At 69.5% G+C, this 15,673-nt stretch carries 15 protein-coding genes; 6 read left to right on the forward strand and 9 right to left on the reverse strand.

From position 1 onward, the window contains the following. Positions 1-3: 3 nt before the first annotated feature. From JNB61_RS16635 to JNB61_RS16660, 6 genes are all read right to left on the reverse strand, one after another. The gene (locus JNB61_RS16635) at positions 4-2,361 is read right to left on the reverse strand and encodes an exo-beta-d-1,3/1,6-glucosidase (protein ID WP_308291284.1); all 2,358 of its coding nucleotides are present in this window, start codon (positions 2,359-2,361) and stop codon (positions 4-6) included. Continuing rightward, positions 2,358-3,410: an ABC transporter permease gene (locus JNB61_RS16640; protein ID WP_220340363.1), complete on the reverse strand. Its 1,053-nt coding sequence runs from the start codon at positions 3,408-3,410 to the stop codon at positions 2,358-2,360. Before JNB61_RS16640 ends, JNB61_RS16635 begins: the two co-directional genes overlap by 4 nt. A gap of 2 nt (positions 3,411-3,412) precedes the next feature. Further along, positions 3,413-4,492 carry an ABC transporter permease gene (locus tag JNB61_RS16645; protein WP_220289582.1) on the reverse strand — a complete coding sequence of 360 codons (1,080 nt, stop codon included), beginning with the start codon at positions 4,490-4,492 and terminating at the stop codon, positions 3,413-3,415. After that, the gene (locus JNB61_RS16650; RefSeq protein WP_220340364.1) at positions 4,489-5,298 is read right to left on the reverse strand and encodes an ABC transporter ATP-binding protein; all 810 of its coding nucleotides are present in this window, start codon (positions 5,296-5,298) and stop codon (positions 4,489-4,491) included. Before JNB61_RS16650 ends, JNB61_RS16645 begins: the two co-directional genes overlap by 4 nt. Next, entirely contained in the window at positions 5,295-6,119 is an 825-nt protein-coding gene (locus JNB61_RS16655; RefSeq protein ID WP_220289578.1) for an ABC transporter ATP-binding protein, read from the reverse strand. Before JNB61_RS16655 ends, JNB61_RS16650 begins: the two co-directional genes overlap by 4 nt. 75 nt (positions 6,120-6,194) lie before the next feature. Further along, entirely contained in the window at positions 6,195-7,841 is a 1,647-nt protein-coding gene (locus tag JNB61_RS16660) for an ABC transporter substrate-binding protein (RefSeq protein ID WP_220289577.1), read from the reverse strand. 198 nt (positions 7,842-8,039) lie between these two features. Here JNB61_RS16660 and JNB61_RS16665 point away from each other — a divergent pair, with 198 nt between their 5' ends. Further along, the gene (locus tag JNB61_RS16665; protein ID WP_220289575.1) at positions 8,040-8,714 is read left to right on the forward strand and encodes a TetR/AcrR family transcriptional regulator; all 675 of its coding nucleotides are present in this window, start codon (positions 8,040-8,042) and stop codon (positions 8,712-8,714) included. Here JNB61_RS16665 and serC read toward each other — a convergent pair. Next, positions 8,690-9,805 (reverse strand): phosphoserine transaminase, encoded by a 1,116-nt coding sequence (serC, locus tag JNB61_RS16670; protein WP_220289573.1) that lies wholly within the window; start codon positions 9,803-9,805, stop codon positions 8,690-8,692. The genes JNB61_RS16665 and serC overlap by 25 nt on opposite strands. A gap of 144 nt (positions 9,806-9,949) precedes the next feature. On the opposite strand from serC, the gene JNB61_RS16675 reads away from it, so the two are divergent. The 3 genes from JNB61_RS16675 (at position 9,950) to JNB61_RS16685 (ending at position 12,761) form a co-directional block, all read left to right on the forward strand. Continuing rightward, on the forward strand, positions 9,950-10,651 hold the full coding sequence (locus JNB61_RS16675; protein ID WP_159842838.1) for a metal-dependent transcriptional regulator: 702 nt from the start codon (positions 9,950-9,952) through the stop codon (positions 10,649-10,651). Positions 10,652-10,958: 307 nt separating this feature from the next. Further along, on the forward strand, positions 10,959-11,882 hold the full coding sequence (locus tag JNB61_RS16680) for a M23 family metallopeptidase (RefSeq protein ID WP_220340365.1): 924 nt from the start codon (positions 10,959-10,961) through the stop codon (positions 11,880-11,882). A 381-nt stretch (positions 11,883-12,263) separates the two neighbouring features. Continuing rightward, a complete protein-coding gene (locus JNB61_RS16685) occupies positions 12,264-12,761 on the forward strand; it encodes an HNH endonuclease (RefSeq protein ID WP_220289569.1) in 498 nt (165 codons plus the stop codon). A 13-nt stretch (positions 12,762-12,774) separates the two neighbouring features. Here the strand turns inward: JNB61_RS16685 and JNB61_RS16690 are convergent, their stop codons facing one another. Then, positions 12,775-13,176 (reverse strand): hypothetical protein, encoded by a 402-nt coding sequence (locus JNB61_RS16690; protein ID WP_220340366.1) that lies wholly within the window; start codon positions 13,174-13,176, stop codon positions 12,775-12,777. Between the two features lie 99 nt (positions 13,177-13,275). Next, positions 13,276-13,800 (reverse strand): MarR family winged helix-turn-helix transcriptional regulator, encoded by a 525-nt coding sequence (locus JNB61_RS16695; RefSeq protein WP_220340367.1) that lies wholly within the window; start codon positions 13,798-13,800, stop codon positions 13,276-13,278. 39 nt (positions 13,801-13,839) lie between these two features. Between JNB61_RS16695 and JNB61_RS16700 the strand changes: the two genes are divergently transcribed. Continuing rightward, positions 13,840-14,739, forward strand: a complete 900-nt coding sequence (locus JNB61_RS16700) for a DMT family transporter (RefSeq protein WP_223214910.1) — start codon at positions 13,840-13,842, stop codon at positions 14,737-14,739. A 70-nt stretch (positions 14,740-14,809) separates the two neighbouring features. Further along, complete coding sequence (locus JNB61_RS16705) at positions 14,810-15,673, forward strand: hypothetical protein (RefSeq protein WP_223214911.1); 864 nt, start codon at positions 14,810-14,812, stop codon at positions 15,671-15,673.

Here is a 15,673-nt window from a genome sequence, read left to right on the forward strand (position 1 = left end):
CCCTCAGCGGCGCTCGACCGCGTGTTCCGCGGGCGCCGCCGGCAGCGCCGTCGCGTCGGCGACGTGGAAGCGTGCGCTGAGCAGCACCTCGTCACGGGACGACGGCCCCACCAGCACCTCGAACTCGCCGGCTTCGACGAGGCGGCGGCCCGCAGCATCCACGATCGTGCACTCCGCGACGGGAAGCGACAGCTCGACCGTCGCGGTCTCGCCCGGCTGCAGGTCGACGTGGCGGTACGCCTTCAGCTCCTTGTCGGCCCAGCTGACCGAGGTGATGCTGTCGCGCACGTACACCTGCACGATCTCGTGGGCGGGCCGGTCGCCTGTGTTGTGCAGTTCGACGAGCGCGCGCACCGTGTCTTCGCGTCCCAGGTCGGCGTCCACGACGCGCAAGCCGGAGTACTCGACCGTCGTGTACGACAGGCCCTCGCCGAAGGCGAACGCGGGGCTCTGCGTCAGGTCGGCGTAGCGGTCGCCGTGCTGCCCCCGGATCTGGTTGTAGTAGATCGGCAGCTGACCGGCGTGGCGGGCGAACGAGAGCGGCAGGCGGCCGCTCGGCTCGATCAGGCCGAGCAGCAGTTCGGCGACGGCCTGGCCCCCGCGCATCCCGGGGTTCGCCGCCCACACCAGGGCCGCGGCATCCGTCACCGTCTTCGGAAGCACGTGCGGCTTGGACGCCAGCAGCACCACCACGAGGGGAGTGCCCGTCGCGGCCAGCGCCTCGAGCAGCGCGAGCTGCCCGCCCACGAGCTCGAGCGTCGCGGTCGAGCGGCCCTCGCCGACGAGCTCGATGCGATCGCCTACCACGGCGACGACGTAGTCCGCCGCCTCGGCGGCGGCCACCGCCTCGGCGATGAGGTCCGCATCGGCTGCGCTCGGCACGACCACCTGGGGCCGGGGCTGACCGTCGGGGAAGAACGCGCCCTCCGGGTCCTCTTCGAGCGTGAGGATGTCGGCTCCGCGCGCGTGTGTGATCTCCCAGTCCGCAGGGGCGTGCGCGCGCACACCGTCGAGCACCGTCGCGATCATCTCGCGCGGGTGCCCGTCGGGGATCCAGTCGACCTGCCCGGACGAGCCGGCCCAGTCGCCCAGCTGCGTCTGCGCGTCGTCGGCGAGTGGGCCGACCACGGCGATCCGACGGGAACCGGATGCTGCGCCCATGGCCCGTCCGGACGCGTCGGCGGTGAGCCCGCCGGCGAGAGGAAGCGTGCCGTCGTTGCGCAGCAGCACGAGGGATCGGCGGGCGACCTCGAGGTTCAGCGCCGTGTGCTCGGCGGAGCCCACTGCGGTGGCGATGCGCTCGCGGTCGGGGAGCCGTGGGTCCTCGAAGAGGCCGAACTCGAACTTGAGGAGCAGGATGCGCGCGACGGCCCGGTCGAGGGCCTCTTCGGTCATCAGCCCCTGGGCGAGCGCGTCCTGGGCGCCCTGGAAGAAGCCCGGCGTCGTCATGATCATGTCGTTGCCCGCGAGCACCGCAGCCGCGGCGGCGTGGGCGTAGTCCGGCTGCACCTTCTGCTCCCACACCATGCGGCCGACGTTGTCCCAGTCGGTGATGAGGGTTCCGGTGTAGCCCCACTCGCCGCGCAGCACATCGTTCAGGAGCCAGTCGTTGACCGTGATCGGCACGCCGTCGGTGGTCTGGTAGCCGAGCATGAAGGTGCGGCATCCCTCCTTCGCCACGCGCTCGAACGGCGGCAGGAACCACGAGCGCAGCTTGCGTCGCGAGATGTCGGCCTCGCTGGCGTCGCGGCCGCCCTGCGTCTCGGAATAGCCGGCGAAGTGCTTCGCCGTCGCGAGGATGGCGGTGGGGTCGTCGAGGCCGCCGCCCTGGTAGCCGCGCACCATCGCCGAGGCGAGCTCGCCGATGAGGAAGGGGTCCTCGCCGAAGGTCTCGTCGACACGGCCCCAGCGCAGGTCCCGCGTGATGCAGAGCACCGGCGAGAAGGTCCAGTGGATGCCCGTGGCCGAGACCTCCACGGCGGTCGCACGCGCGACGCGCTCGGCGAGATCCGCATCCCAGGTCGCCGCCATGCCGAGCTGGGTCGGGTAGATCGTCGCACCCTCCCAGAAGGAGTGGCCGTGGATGCAGTCCTCGCCGACGAGCAGCGGGATCCGCAGGCGCGTCTGCAGCGTCAGCTCGCGGGCGCGGAGCACCTTCTCGGGTGACGCGTGCAGGATCGAGCCGGCGTGCATGCGCAGCACCTGGTCCTCGAGGTCGTCGCGCGCGTCGAGCTGCAGCATCTGCCCGATCTTCTCCTCGACCGTCATGCGGCCGAGCAGGTCGGCGATGCGGTCGGCGACCGGGAGCGAGACGTCGAGGTAGGCCGGCAGCCCTTCGTCGGGGCGGGGGGCGGCGGTCACGGGGTCTCCTGTGTCTGGGTGCTGGTGCGCACGACCGTGACGGTGTCGTTCACGTTCATGCCCTTCTTCTTCATGGCGCGGGCGCGCTCACCGGCCGATCGCAGACGCGGGTTGACGTACTCGTCGATGCCGAAGTTGATCAGGGAGAGGGCCACGCCGATCGCGGCGATGCACAGCCCCGGAGGCAGGAACCACCACCACTGGCCCTGGCGGAACGCGCCCTGCGCGCTCGCCCAGTTGAGGATCGTGCCCCAGTTGTACGTCGTGACCGGGATGATGCCGATGTACGACAGGGTCGTGAGGCCGATGATCGCCGCCGTCACGGTGCCCACGAAGCTCGCGGCGATGAGCGCCATGAGATTCGGGAGCATCTCGACCGTGATGATCCGGCGCAGGGGCTCGCCATTGGCCCGCGCCGCCTGCACGAAGTCGCGGCTGCGCAGCGACATCGTCTGGGCGCGCAGCACGCGCGCGCCCCACGCCCAGCCGATCAGGCCCAGCACGCCGGCGACGAGGATGAGGGGCGGATCCTCGAACATCGACGCCACGATGATGATCAGCGGGATGCCCGGGATCACGAGGAAGACGTTCGTGAGCGCCGACAGGCCCTCGCTGCGCCACCCGCGCAGGTAGCCCGACAGCACGCCGACGACGATGGCGATGACCGTCGCGATGATCGCAGCCAGGAAGCCCACGACGATGACGCCGCGCGTGCCGTGGATGACCTGGCTCAGCACGTCCTCGCCGATGTGCGTCGTGCCCAGCCAGTGCTCCGCCGAGGGGGGCTGGAAGCGCGCGGTGTTGTCCACCTTCGTGGGGGAGTACGGGGCCAGCACGTCGGCGAAGATCGCGACGAGCACGAAGAACCCGAGGATCGACAGCCCCGTGATCGACTTCTTGTTGCGGAACATCGCGAACGCGGCGCCGAGCTTCGACCAGAAGGCCGGCTTCCTGGGCGCCCTGCCGACGGGCGCTGCGCTTCGGACGGTGGCGGTCGCGGGGGCGTTCGCCGGCCGCTTCGCCGTCGTGTCGTTGACGATCATGTTCATGCTCAGGCCTCCGTCTGGCGCGTGCGCGGGTCGAGGAACGCGTAGGCGACGTCGGCGAGGAGGTTCGCCAGGAGTACCGAGATGGTGATCACGAGGAACACCCCCTGCATGAGGGCGTAGTCCTTCGCGTTGGTGGCATCGAGCAGGAGCTTGCCGACGCCCGGGTAGCTGAAGACCACCTCCATCACGATCGTGCCGCCGACGATGAAGCCGAGCGCCAGCGCGAAGCTCTGGATCTGGGGGAGCACGGCATTGCGCGCGGCATAGCGCCAGAGCACGCGGTCGTTCGGCATGCCCTTGGCCTGCGCGACGGTGACGTAGTCCTCGTCGAGCACCGTGAGCATCATGTTGCGCATGCCCAGCATCCAGCCGCCGAGGGAGGCGATCACGATCGTCGCCGCGGGGAGGAAGCCGTGGTGGATCACGTCGCCGATGAACTCCCACGACCATTCCGGCGAGACTCCGACGCCGTAGGCCTTGCCGATCGGGAACCAGCCGAGCGCGACCGAGAACACGGCGATCGCCAAGAGGCCCAGCCAGAAGTACGGGATGGTGCTGAAGAACGTGGTGATCGGGATGAGCACGTCGAGCCGGCTGCCGCGGCGCCAGCCCACGATGGCGCCCCCGATCGTGCCGACGGCGAATGCGATGAGGGTCGCGAAGCCCACGAGGGCGACGGTCCAGATCAGGGACTGGCCGACGACCTCCGTCACGGGCCGCATGCCGTGCAGCAGCGAGATGCCGAGGTCGCCGCGCAGGAGGTGGGCCCAGTAGTCGACGTACTGCTCCCACAGGGAGGCGTCGGTGTCGAGGCCGAGCAGGGCGCGCAGCGCGTCGGCCGCCTCGGGGCTGACGTTGCGGTTGCGGGCGAGGTATGCGTCGACGGCGTCGCCCTTCATCAGGCGCGGCAGGAAGAAGTTGATCGTGATGGCCGCCCACAGCGTGAACAGGTAGAACAGCGCGCGGTTGCCGAGGAAGCGCCACGGCACGCGCGCGCGGGCCTTGACCACGCCGGTGGCGGTCGTACCCGCCTCGATCGCGTCGAAGTCCGGGGCCGGAAGCTGGGGGGCGACGGCGCTCACTTCTCACCTCCGAGGATGCCGGCTGCGTGCGCGAAGTAGGAGTCGGGATCGGGGGATGCCGCCCGCAGCTCTTGGGTGTAGGGGTTCTGGGGACGAAGGATCACATCGTCGGCGGGACCGCGCTCGACGACGCGCCCCTGATTGAGCACGAGGACCTCATCACTGAAGTGGCGCGCGGTGGCGAGATCGTGCGTGATGTAGAGCACGCCCAGGCCGTGTTCGCGCTGCAGGTCGGCGAGCAGGTTCAGCACGCCGAGGCGGATCGACACGTCGAGCATCGAGACCGGCTCGTCCGCCACGAGCAGCTTCGGGCGGGATGCGAGGGCGCGCGCGATCGCGACGCGCTGGCGCTGGCCTCCCGAGAGCTCGTGCGGCCTGCGGTCGATGACGGCGTCGGCGTCCAGGCGGACGCGGCCGAGAAGGCGGCGCACCTCGTCGTCCAGCTGGTCCTTCGGCACGACCTTGTCGAGCTGGAGCGGCCGCTGGATGGCGTAGCGGATGGTGTGGTACGGGTTCAGCGAGGCGAACGGGTCCTGGAAGACCATGCGCAGCTGCTGGCGGTAGGCGCGCAGTCCCTTGCCGCGGCGGGGGATCGGCTGACCGTCGAGGCGGACCTCGCCGGTCGTGGGCGACTCGAGCTGGGTGAGGATCTTGGCGATGGTCGACTTGCCGCTGCCCGACTGGCCGACCAGGCCGATCGTCTGGCCCGAGCGGAGCGTGAAGCTCACGTCGTCGAGCGCCTTGATCTGGCCGGCGCCGCGCACGGAGTACACCTTGGTGACGGCGTCGAATTCCAGGACGGTCATCGGTGGACCACCCCTCTGGATCCGGTGAGTCTGGGGAACGAGGCCAGCAGCGTCCGCGTGTACTCGTCCTGCGGATCGGTCCAGACCTGCTCGGCCGTGCCCAGCTCGACGATCTCGCCCTCGCGCATGATCGCGATGCGGTCGCTGATCTCGAGCAGCAGCGGCAGGTCGTGCGTGATGAAGATCACGGAGAATCCGAACTCGTGGCGCAGGTGGGAGATCTGACGGAGGATCTCGCGCTGCACGAGCACGTCGAGGGCGGTCGTCGGCTCGTCCATCACCATCAGCTGCGGTCGCAGAGCGAGCGCCATGGCGATCATCACGCGCTGGCGCATGCCGCCCGACAGCTCGTGCGGGTACGAGCGGTAGCGCTGCGCGCCGACCTTGACGATCTCGAGGAGCTCGACGACGGCCGCGCGACGCTGCCGGCTGGACATGTCGGGGCGGTGGACCTCGAAGACGTCCTCCAGCTGAGAGCCGATCGTGGCGACCGGGTTCAGCGAGTTCATGGCGCCCTGGAAGACCATCGAGATCTTGTCCCAGCGGAAGCGCCGCATCTCTTCGGCCTCGAGAGCGTTGATGTCGACGTCCTCGCCGTTCGCGTCGTGGAAGACGACCGAGCCGCTCGTGATGACGGCAGGGGGCTTGAGGAGGCGCTGGACGCCGTAGGCGAGGGTGGTCTTGCCGCACCCGCTCTCGCCGGCGAGTCCGAGGATCTCACCGCGCTGGAGTTCGAGGGTGACGTTCTTGACCGCCTTCACGGGGGGATCGACGTCGTAGACGATCGAGAAGTCGTGGACGGAGAGCAGCGAATCTCTCATCGGTACTGGTTCGCTTTCGTGAGGGGCGACGTGCGGGCGGGGCGGACGCGTGCGCATCCGCCCCGCCGCGGTGTGTCATTCGGCGGGCTGCAGCTTGGTCAGGATCTGCACGATCGCCGGCTGCGTCGGGTCCGCCGAGGCGTACTGGTCGTCCTCCGACGGCCATCCGACGTAGTTGCGGGTATTGAACTCGCCCAGGAGCGGGTGCGCGCCCAGCGGAATGACGGGGACGTTCTCGACGAACGCCTTCTCGATCACCGCGATGGCGGCGTCACGGTCGGCGTCCGACGACGCATTCGCGTAGGTGTTCAGCGCCTCGGTGACGGCGGGGTCGTCGAAGCGACCGAAGTTGAACGCCGCCTTGCCGTCCACGATCCACTTCGGGTCCATCGCCGACGTGTACAGGCCGTACGCGTTGCCGGTGTCCTCGAGCCAGTGGATGATCGCCTGGAAGGTGCCCTCCTGGCGCGCGGCGTCCCAGCCGCCCCAGTCCGGCTGGTCGACCTTGACCTCGATGCCGAGGCCTTCCTTGAGCTCCTCGGCGATGAGGGCCTGCTCGGTGTTCCAGTCGCTCCAGCCCGCGGGGACCGAGATCGAGAACGTGACGGCCTCACCGTCAGGGTCGACGAGGTTCTCACCCTCCCAGGTGTAGCCGGCGTCCGTCAGGATCTGGCGCGCCTTGTCGATGTCGACCTCGTAGTTCTGGCCGGCGTACTCGGGGATGATCTCGTCCTCGAGGAGCGACCCGAGGCCGGTCACGCTCCAGATCGCCTCGCTCGCGCCTTCGCGGGCGATGTCGACGTAGGCCTGACGGTCGATCGTCCAGGCCAGCGCCTGACGCAGGGCCGGGTCGTTGAACGGCTTGGTCTGCAGATTCATGAAGAGCGTGCCCGCGCCCGCAGTGGGCGACGCGAGGAACTTGTTGTCGGGATCGGCCGACAGGTAGCTGTCCTCGATCTGCGGGATGAACGCCTGCGCCCAGTCGGCCTCGCCGGTCGCAAGAGCCGTCGTCAGCGCCGCGTTGTCGCCGTACGAGACGTAGTGCAGTTCGGGCACGGCCAGCTCGCCGCCCCAGTAGTCGGGGTTCGCGGCGAGGGTCACTGACTCGGTCGTCCAGGAGTCGAGCGTGTACGGGCCGGTGCCGACCGCCTGGCCCTCACCGGTGACAGGGTCGGTGTTCGGGTCCTCGATGTCCTTCCAGATGTGCTCGGGCACGATCTGGAAGTGGAGCACCCGCGCCTGCTGGGTGTACTTGGAGCTGTTGAAGTCGATGGTGACGGTGTCGCCGTCGACGGCGACGCTCTTGAGATCGAGCGCGTTGGTGTCATTGAGCTTGCCGTCGAGCACCTGGTTGAACGAGAACGCGATGTCGTCGGCCGTGAAGTCCTCGCCGTCGCTCCACTTCACACCGCTGCGCGCGACGGCCGTGAGCTGCGTGTAGTCGTCGTTCCACTCCACGGACTCGGCGAGCCAGGGCGTGGTCCCGAGGTCGCCGGTGGGGTTGACGAGGGCGAGCGACTCGAAGATGACCTTGCCGTAGCCGTACTTCGAGGCCGACGAGTCGCCGAGGTACGGGTTGTTCGACTCGGTGGTGATGGCGCCGTCGGGCTTCGCGATGGTGAGCGCCGCGCCGGCGGAGTCATCGCTGCTGCTGCCGGCGCAGCCGGTGAGCACCAGCGCCGCGGCGACACCGACGGCGGCGAGGGATGTTCTGAGCCTCATTGCTTCTCCTAGATGTGTGAGCACGACATCGTGTCCCGGGGGATGACGACGGCGTCAGGGTGATTGCCGCATCAACTTACAATCAAGTAAGTAACTTTTGCAAGTATGGTGTTCCGGAGGGCACGGGCAGGCCGTGCGTAGACTCACAGGCGCCGGCGATGACCACCGAGGGGCCGGTGAAGAAGGGGGCGCCGAGCGATGACCGCACCGCGTCGGCAGCCGCGTTCGCGGCCCGAGACGCTCGCCCGCAGGCGCGAGATCCTCGACGCCGCGGTCGAGATCTTCGGCAGCAAGGGCTTCGCCGGAGGCACGCTGCAGGAGATCGCCGACCAGGTCGGCATGACCCACGCCGGGATCCTGCACCACTTCGGCTCGAAGGACCAGCTGCTGATCGAGGTGCTCCAGCACCGCGACGAGACCGACGTCGCCGATCTGGAGGAGCAGCACATTCCCGACGGCATGCCGCTCTTCCGTCACCTCGTGCGCACGGCGTTCGTGAACGCGCACCGCGCCGGCATCGTGCAGGCGTACGTGGTGCTCTCGGCCGAATCGGTCACCGACGGCCATCCAGGCCGCGACTTCTTCGAGAAGCGCTACCGGACGCTGCGATCGGAGGTCGCCCACGCCTTCGAGGTGGTGTGCGCCGAGCGCGGCATCACCGCACCCGAGACGGTCGGCTACGCGTCCACGAGCATCCTCGCCGTCATGGACGGCCTGCAGGTGCAGTGGCTGCTCGACCCGACCGCGGTCGACCTCGCGCGGGCATCGGAGTTCGCGATCGAGGCGATCGTGTCGTCCGTGCTGTCGCCGACCCCGTCACCGCTGACGGACGGGGCCGACGACGGGGCTCAGCCCAGTCGCTCGACCGTGTAGTCGATGCAGCGGATGAGCTGACGCACGTCCTCCGGGTCGATGGAGACGAACGTCGCGATACGCAGCTGGTTGCGTCCGAGCTTGCGATAAGGCTCGGTGTCGACGATGCCGTTGGCGCGGAGGCTCTTCGCCACGGCCGCAGCATCCACCGACTCGTCGAAGTCGATCGTGACGACGACGGGGGACCGGTCGGCGGCGTCGGCGACGAACGGCGTCGCGAAGGCGGATGCCTCGGCCCAGTCGTAGAGGGCCTGCGACGACTCGCGCGTGCGGGCGTCGGCCCACTGCAGGCCGCCCGACGAGAGGATCCAGTCGAGCTGCTTGTCGAGGAGGAAAAGCGTGGCCAGCGCCGGGGTGTTGAGGGTCTGGTTCAGGCGCGAGTTGTCGAGCGCGTTCTTGAGGCTGAGGAACTCGGGGATGTAGCGGCCCGAGGCCGCGACGCGCTCGATGCGCTCGATCGCGGCCGGCGATACGAGGGCGAACCACAGTCCGCCGTCCGAGCCGAGGTTCTTCTGCGGCGCGAAGTAGTAGACGTCGGCCTCGTGGATCGAGAAGTCGATGCCGCCCGCCGCGCTCGTCGCGTCGATGACGGTCAGTGCGCCGTCGTCGCCGTGCACGCGCGTGATCGGGGTCGCGACACCGGTCGAGGTCTCGTTGTGCGTCCAGGCGTACACGTCGACGCCTTCGACCGCCTCGGCGGCGGTGCGGGTGCCGGGCTCGGCCTTGCGGACGTCGGGGGCCTCGAGCCACGGGGTCTTGGCTGCCGCGGCGAACTTGCCGCCGAACTCGCCGAACACGAGGTTCTGGCTGCGCCTCTCGATCAGACCGAAGGCCGCGGCATCCCAGAACGCCGTCGACCCGCCGTTGCCGAGGATGACCTCATAGCCGTGCGGCAGACGGAACAGCTGGCCGAGTTCCGCGCGCACCTGGCCGACGAGGTCCTTCACTGGGGCCTGGCGGTGCGAGGTGCCCAGGAGCGCCGATCCGGGGCCCGCGAGCGCTTCGATGTGCGCGGGCGCGATCTTCGACGGGCCGCAGCCGAACCGTCCGTCAGCGGGCAGGATCTCACGGGGCAGGAGGACGTGTGCCATGCGTCGATTCTAGAGAAGCGCGCACTGCCGCCCCGCTCGCGTGACACGTCGTGACGCGGTGCCGCGTCCGCCGCAGGCGCGGCCTCGGCGTCAGGCGCAGAGGATAGGCTGTCCTCAGCCCCTTGAGACACTGAGGACACCGCGATGACCGACCTGATCGACACCACTGAGATGTACCTGCGCACGATCCTCGAGCTCGAGGAGGAGAACATCGTGCCGCTGCGGGCCCGCATCTCGGAGCGCCTGGGCCACTCAGGCCCCACGGTGTCGCAGACGATCGGGCGCATGGAGCGCGACGGGCTCGTCGTCGTCTCGGAGGACCGCACCCTCGAACTCACCGACGCCGGCCGGCAGAAGGCCGTCGACGTCATGCGCAAGCACCGGCTGGCCGAGCGTCTGCTGTCGGACGTCATCGGTCTGGACTGGGCGTACGTGCACGAAGAGGCGTGCCGCTGGGAGCACGTGATGAGCGAGCAGGTCGAGCGCCGCCTCGTCGAGCTGCTCGGCCACCCCACCGAGTCGCCGTACGGCAACCCGATCCCGGGGCTCGACCAGCTCGGCGACGTGCCGACCAACGGCTTCGAGAAAGGCGTGGTGGGTCTGGTGCGCCGGCTCAACGACGCGGGCGAGCCCATCACCGGCACCGTCCGCCGGCTCGCCGAGCCCGCGCAGGTCGATCCCGAGCTGCTTCAGCAGCTGAAGGGCGCGGGCGTCGTGCCCGGTGCCGTCGGCGACTATCGCTACAACGAGGGCTACGTGCTCGTGCAGATGCAGGGAAGCGACGAGGGCCTCGAGCTTCCGGTCGAGATCGCATCGCACATCTTCCTCGTCGACGACGTCCGCTGAGGCGCGCGTTCCACGGACGGGACGGTACCCACGGGGCTCCCGCGGGAAGGCCGTTCCACGACACCGGATGCCGCACTCCAAGGAACCCGGTCGCGCACTGTGTGGGGATTGCCAGGCGCGGAGCGTGACATAAACGTGACCTTCGGGTAGCCTCGAACAGTCCAGCAGGCGAGAAGCCCGCCGACCGGACCCCGCGTGGATTGCCTCTCCGGCTCGTCGTCCACACGTGGTGAAGCCCGCACATCGTGCCCCGACATCGAGTGCTGACGAGCCAGGCGCCCCGGCGCAGAGGCGCCGGAGGAACAGTTTGGCTGAAGAGATCGAGTCGCACGCGAACGTGCCCGAGCACGCTGCGGCGGACCAGAACCGTCGTGTGCGCAATCGGAAGACCCCCGTGCGCCGCTCCCGCGCCGCCGCGCCCGCGAAGCCGACGCCGGCCCGGGCCGAGACCCGTCCCGCCGCGTCGCCGAGTTCGTCGAAGAAGGGGCGTGTGGTCAAGCCGCTGCGCAGCCTCGTGGTGCTGACGATGGTGGGCGGCCTCGTCGCCACCGTCGCGATCCCCGCGTTCGCCGCCGGCGCCACCGCCGTAACCGAGGATTCCAAGACGATCCAGCAGCTGGCCGTCGACGATGCGCAGACGTTCGTCGCGGCATCCGACGCGAATGCCAGCGAGCTGTCGCGCGAGAGCTACGCGGCCACCACCGCGGAAGAGATCGAGAAGAAGAAGGCGGAAGAGGCGGCCGCCGAGCGCGCGCGCCAGATCGCGGCTGCTGCGGCGTCCGCGGCGAAGTCGCGGTCCTCGGTCCCCACGAACATCGCCCTCACGTCGCCCGGCACGGGCGAGGTGCGCTGGCCGCTGCTCAACTTCACCAAGGGCCGCGGCCTGTGGGACTCGGGCTACCACCAGGGCGTCGACCTCCTCACGTCGTGCGGCACGCCGATCTACGCGACCGCTGCCGGTGTGGTCAAGGTCTCGCAGGAGAGCTACGGCGGCTACGGCGTCGCGATCTCGATCGACCATGTCATCGGCGGCCAGCAGGTCAACTCCCTCTACGGCCACATGACGTACGGCAGCCGGCAGGTCTCGGTCGGCCAGAGCGTCTCGGCGGGTCAGCTCATCGGCCTCGTCGGCAGTACCGGCAGCTCGACGGCGTGCCACCTGCACTTCGAGATCCACATCAACGGGTCCGTCGTCGACCCGTGGGCATGGCTGCAGGCCAACGCGGGCTGAACGCGCCCACGCCTGACACACAGACCCTCTGCAATCACAGAAGCGAACGGATGCCTCGGATCGAGGCATCCGTTCGCTTCTTCGTTACCCGACACGCCATCAGTCGTTCAGCCTCCTCGCGCCCCGGGCGTGTCGGGGTGGGTTACCCTGGGACTCGACGCTGAGAGAGCGGAGGGAGTCGATGGGCTGCACACCACGCATCCGAACCATGGATGCGCTTGGACGCCTCGTCCTTCGGCATTGCACGAGCGGATGCCGCGGCACTGCCGTGGCGCCAGGGCGCTGTCTGTAGACAGCGCCTTTTTTCATGCCCCTGCGCCCTTGATCGTCGCGCAAGTCGAATAACCGAGAAGCCGTCCCGGCCATTCGAGAGGATGATCAATGCGCACTCTGGTGCTGAATGCGGGCTATGAGCCGCTCGCCGTCGTGTCGTTCAAGCGGGCCCTCGTGCTCGTGATGAACGAGAAGGCCACCGTGGTGGAACACACCGAGACCGATCCGGTGTGGGGCACCCGACGATCGTACGAACGCCCGGCCGTGATCATCCTCACCCGCTATGTGCGGGTGCCGGGCGGTCGCCACGTGCCGGTGACCCGCCGCGGCGTGCTGCGTCGCGACAACCATCACTGCGCGTACTGCGGCAAAGCCGCCTCGACGATCGATCATGTCCTGCCGCGTTCGCGCGGCGGCGCCGACTCGTGGGAGAACCTCGTCGCCTGTTGCCTGCGCTGCAACAACATCAAGAGCGATCGCACCCCGCAGGAGATGCACTGGGAGCTGCGGTTCACGCCGCACCCGCCGCGCGGCGCGCAGTGGACCGTCCGCGGCACCGAGCGCACCGATCCGCGGTGGGAGCCGTACCTCGCGCTCGCGGCGTGAGGATGCGGCGGCGTCAGGTCAGCGCGAAGCCCGAGACTTCGAGGGTGAGCAGGGCAACCGTCACGAAAGCCAGCCCGGTGTAGACGAGGTCCTCGAACCAATCGAACAGCCCGGGCTTGCGCGCGGGCATCATCTTCGGGTTGTAGAAGAAGATCGACACGAGGATCACGAGCGCGCTGAAGACGAGCCCGATCCATGCCGCGAACGGCACGCCCGCGAACAGGAGCCCGATCACGATGGCGGCGAGCGCGTACAGCCAGAGTCCCTGGACGAAGGCCCGCATCGAGTCGTACGACGATACGCCCGCTTTGGCGGTGGCCCGCCAGAGCTCGTACAGCAGTGAGAGGGTGAACGACACGACCAGCACCCACGCCGATATCGATTCGAGCAGAGTCGGGTGAACAGCACCGTCCATTGGCTGGGCTCCTCATGGTCACGTGGAGCGAGCCCACGGTCGGGCTCACGCTAGCGCGTCGAGGGCCGTGACGGGAAGACGTTTTCGCGGACTTCTCCGTCAGGTCTGGTCGAGCACGCGCAGCCAGCGGGTGAGGATCTGCTCGAGGGCCGCAGCATCCGTCGTGCCGAGGTCATCGAGGATGCGGCGCTCGTTCGCGAGGTGTGCGGCGATGGCGCGATCGATCAGGTTCCGGCCCTCCGGGGTGAGTCGCACCAGGCGCTTTCGGGCGTCGGATGCCTCGGCCCGCCGTTCGACGAGCCCTCGTGCGGCGAGGCGGTCGACCCGCTTGGTGAGCCCGCCGGTGGTGACCAGGGTGTGGTCGGCGAGTTCGCCGGCACCGCGCTCGAAGGGGGCGCCGGCGCGGCGGAGGGTTGCGAGCACGTCGAACTCTCCCTCGCTGAGGCCGAACTCGTCGTAGACCGCGACGAGCCGCTCGGTGAGGTGGAGTGCGACGAGGTGGAGGCGTCCGATCACGCCCTGCGGTGAGGGATCGAGTTCGGGGCGCTCGCGGCGCCACTCATCTTGGATCTGGGCGACGCGGTCGAGGGGTTCGTCGTGCGGGGAGAGGTCGGCTACGGCCATGGGTCCATGTTATCTTCCCGGTAAGATAAAGTATCTTCCATGGAAGATAACCGATGGATGTGGATCCTGGTGACGGCGATCGCCCCGGTCGCGTGGGGGAGCGGGTATGTCGTCACGCGCAGCCTGCTGCCGCCGGAATCCCCACTGTGGGGCGGCGTGCTGCGGGCGCTGCCGGCAGGGCTCATCGTGCTGATCCTCGCGCGCCGTCTTCCGCGCGGGTCGTGGTGGTGGCGCTCGCTCCTGCTCGGCGCGCTGAACGTCGGCGGTTTCTTCGTGCTGGTGTACGTCGCCGGGCAGCGTCTGCCGTCGAGCCTTGCCGCGACGCTGATGTCGGCATCCGCCGCGTGCATGCTGCTGTTCGCGTGGCTGCTGCTGCATCGCCGGCCTCGGCCGGCCGCCGTCGTGGGCGCGACCGTCGGTCTTGTCGGCGTGGCGGTGATGCTGGGCTTCGATGCGGAGGGTGCCGACCCGTGGGGGGTCGCCGCGTCGCTCGGGGCGATGGTCGCGTCGTCGATCGGGTTCGTGCTCACCGCGCGATGGGGCTCGGATGTTCCTGCGCTGTCGATGACGGCGTGGCAGCTCGTCGCCGGGTCGGTCGTGCTGCTTCCGGCGGCGCTGCTCGTCGAGGGCCCGCCGCCGATGCTCACCGCGTCGTCGGCGCTCGGCTTCGCCTACCTCGCACTCATCGCCACGGCGCTCGCCTATGCCGCGTGGTTCTCGGGGCTTCGGCGTCTCTCGCCAGGGGTGGTCGGTGTGGTCGGACTTCTCAACCCGGTCACCGGCGTCGTGCTCGGCGTGGCCGTGGCGGGGGAGGCGTTCGGGGTGCCGCAGGTCGTGGGGGTGGGCCTCGTGCTCGCCGGGATCGTGCTGGGTGCGACGCCTGCGCGACGGGCCCCGCGTCTGGGTGCGACGTCGTTGGCGATGCAGTCTCGAACATAACTGTCGGAAGCCGGTACTACGCTCATTCCCAGCGATTGAAACACTAGAACATGCGTTCTATGATGTGGGAATGAGGGCGATCGTGCAGCTCACCGCACAGCACGTGCACGAGCCCGCCGGCCAGGCGCCGACGGGCACGCAGCCTGCCGCCCTCGGCGCAGTCGGTGCGTCGCCTGCAGGTTCATCGTCTGCGGGCTCATCGTCCGCGGGCTCATCGTCCGCGGGCTCATCGTCCGCGGGTACCATCGCGCAGCTGCGGGCCCAGGTCGAGCGGGTGCAGGGCCGGCGGCTCGATGCGCCGGTGCTCCCGGTGCATCCTGCGCTCGCCTCGCTGCTTCCCGGGGGCGGTCTGCGCCCGGGGTCCGCCTACTCCTTGCCGCGCTCGACGTCGGTGCTGCTGGCGCTGCTGGCCCAGCCGTCGCAGGCAGGCTCGTGGTGCGGGGTGATCGGCATGCCGCGGCTCGGCGCCGAGGCGGCCGAGGGGCTGGGGGTCGACCTGTCGCGGCTCGTGCTCATCCCCGATCCGGGCGCGCGCTGGCTCGCGGTGACCTCGACCGTCGCCGAGGTGCTGCCGGTGGTCGCGGTGCGCCCGTCGGGGCGGGCGGCCGACGGCGAGATCTCCCGTCTGGCGGCACGGCTGCGCGATCGCGGCGCGGTGCTGCTCGTGCAGGGGCCGTGGCCGCAGGCCGAGGCCGTGATCGAGGTGGGTGAGCCGACGTGGGAGGGTGTCGGCCGCGGGCACGGCTACCTCTCGGGCCGCGCGGTGACGCTCACGTCGTCCAGTCGGCGCTGGCCGCGTTCGCGACGGGCTCGTGTGATGCTTCCGGATGCGGCGGGGCATGTCTCCGCCGCGCCAGAGCGCATGCGCCCCGTCGAAGCGTTGCCTGCGGAGTCTCGGGAGTCCTTCCCGCAGCTGATCAGGGCGGTGGGGTGA

It is taken from the genome of Microbacterium ureisolvens, from assembly GCF_019511645.1.
Lineage (GTDB): Bacteria > Actinomycetota > Actinomycetes > Actinomycetales > Microbacteriaceae > Microbacterium > Microbacterium ureisolvens_A.

What these genes read in the sequence shown, in the direction of transcription:
- JNB61_RS16690 (WP_220340366.1), bottom strand. Translation starts at nt 13,176, where the DNA reads ATGGACGGTGCTGTTCACCCGACTCTGCTCGAATCGATATCGGCGTGG.
- JNB61_RS16650 (WP_220340364.1), bottom strand. Translation starts at nt 5,298, where the DNA reads ATGACCGTCCTGGAATTCGACGCCGTCACCAAGGTGTACTCCGTGCGC.
- JNB61_RS16695 (WP_220340367.1), bottom strand. Translation starts at nt 13,800, where the DNA reads ATGGCCGTAGCCGACCTCTCCCCGCACGACGAACCCCTCGACCGCGTC.
- JNB61_RS16655 (WP_220289578.1), bottom strand. Translation starts at nt 6,119, where the DNA reads ATGAGAGATTCGCTGCTCTCCGTCCACGACTTCTCGATCGTCTACGAC.
- JNB61_RS16705 (WP_223214911.1), top strand. Translation starts at nt 14,810, where the DNA reads ATGAGGGCGATCGTGCAGCTCACCGCACAGCACGTGCACGAGCCCGCC.
- JNB61_RS16665 (WP_220289575.1), top strand. Translation starts at nt 8,040, where the DNA reads ATGACCGCACCGCGTCGGCAGCCGCGTTCGCGGCCCGAGACGCTCGCC.
- JNB61_RS16700 (WP_223214910.1), top strand. Translation starts at nt 13,840, where the DNA reads ATGGAAGATAACCGATGGATGTGGATCCTGGTGACGGCGATCGCCCCG.
- JNB61_RS16640 (WP_220340363.1), bottom strand. Translation starts at nt 3,410, where the DNA reads ATGAACATGATCGTCAACGACACGACGGCGAAGCGGCCGGCGAACGCC.
- serC (WP_220289573.1), bottom strand. Translation starts at nt 9,805, where the DNA reads ATGGCACACGTCCTCCTGCCCCGTGAGATCCTGCCCGCTGACGGACGG.
- JNB61_RS16675 (WP_159842838.1), top strand. Translation starts at nt 9,950, where the DNA reads ATGACCGACCTGATCGACACCACTGAGATGTACCTGCGCACGATCCTC.
- JNB61_RS16685 (WP_220289569.1), top strand. Translation starts at nt 12,264, where the DNA reads ATGCGCACTCTGGTGCTGAATGCGGGCTATGAGCCGCTCGCCGTCGTG.
- JNB61_RS16660 (WP_220289577.1), bottom strand. Translation starts at nt 7,841, where the DNA reads ATGAGGCTCAGAACATCCCTCGCCGCCGTCGGTGTCGCCGCGGCGCTG.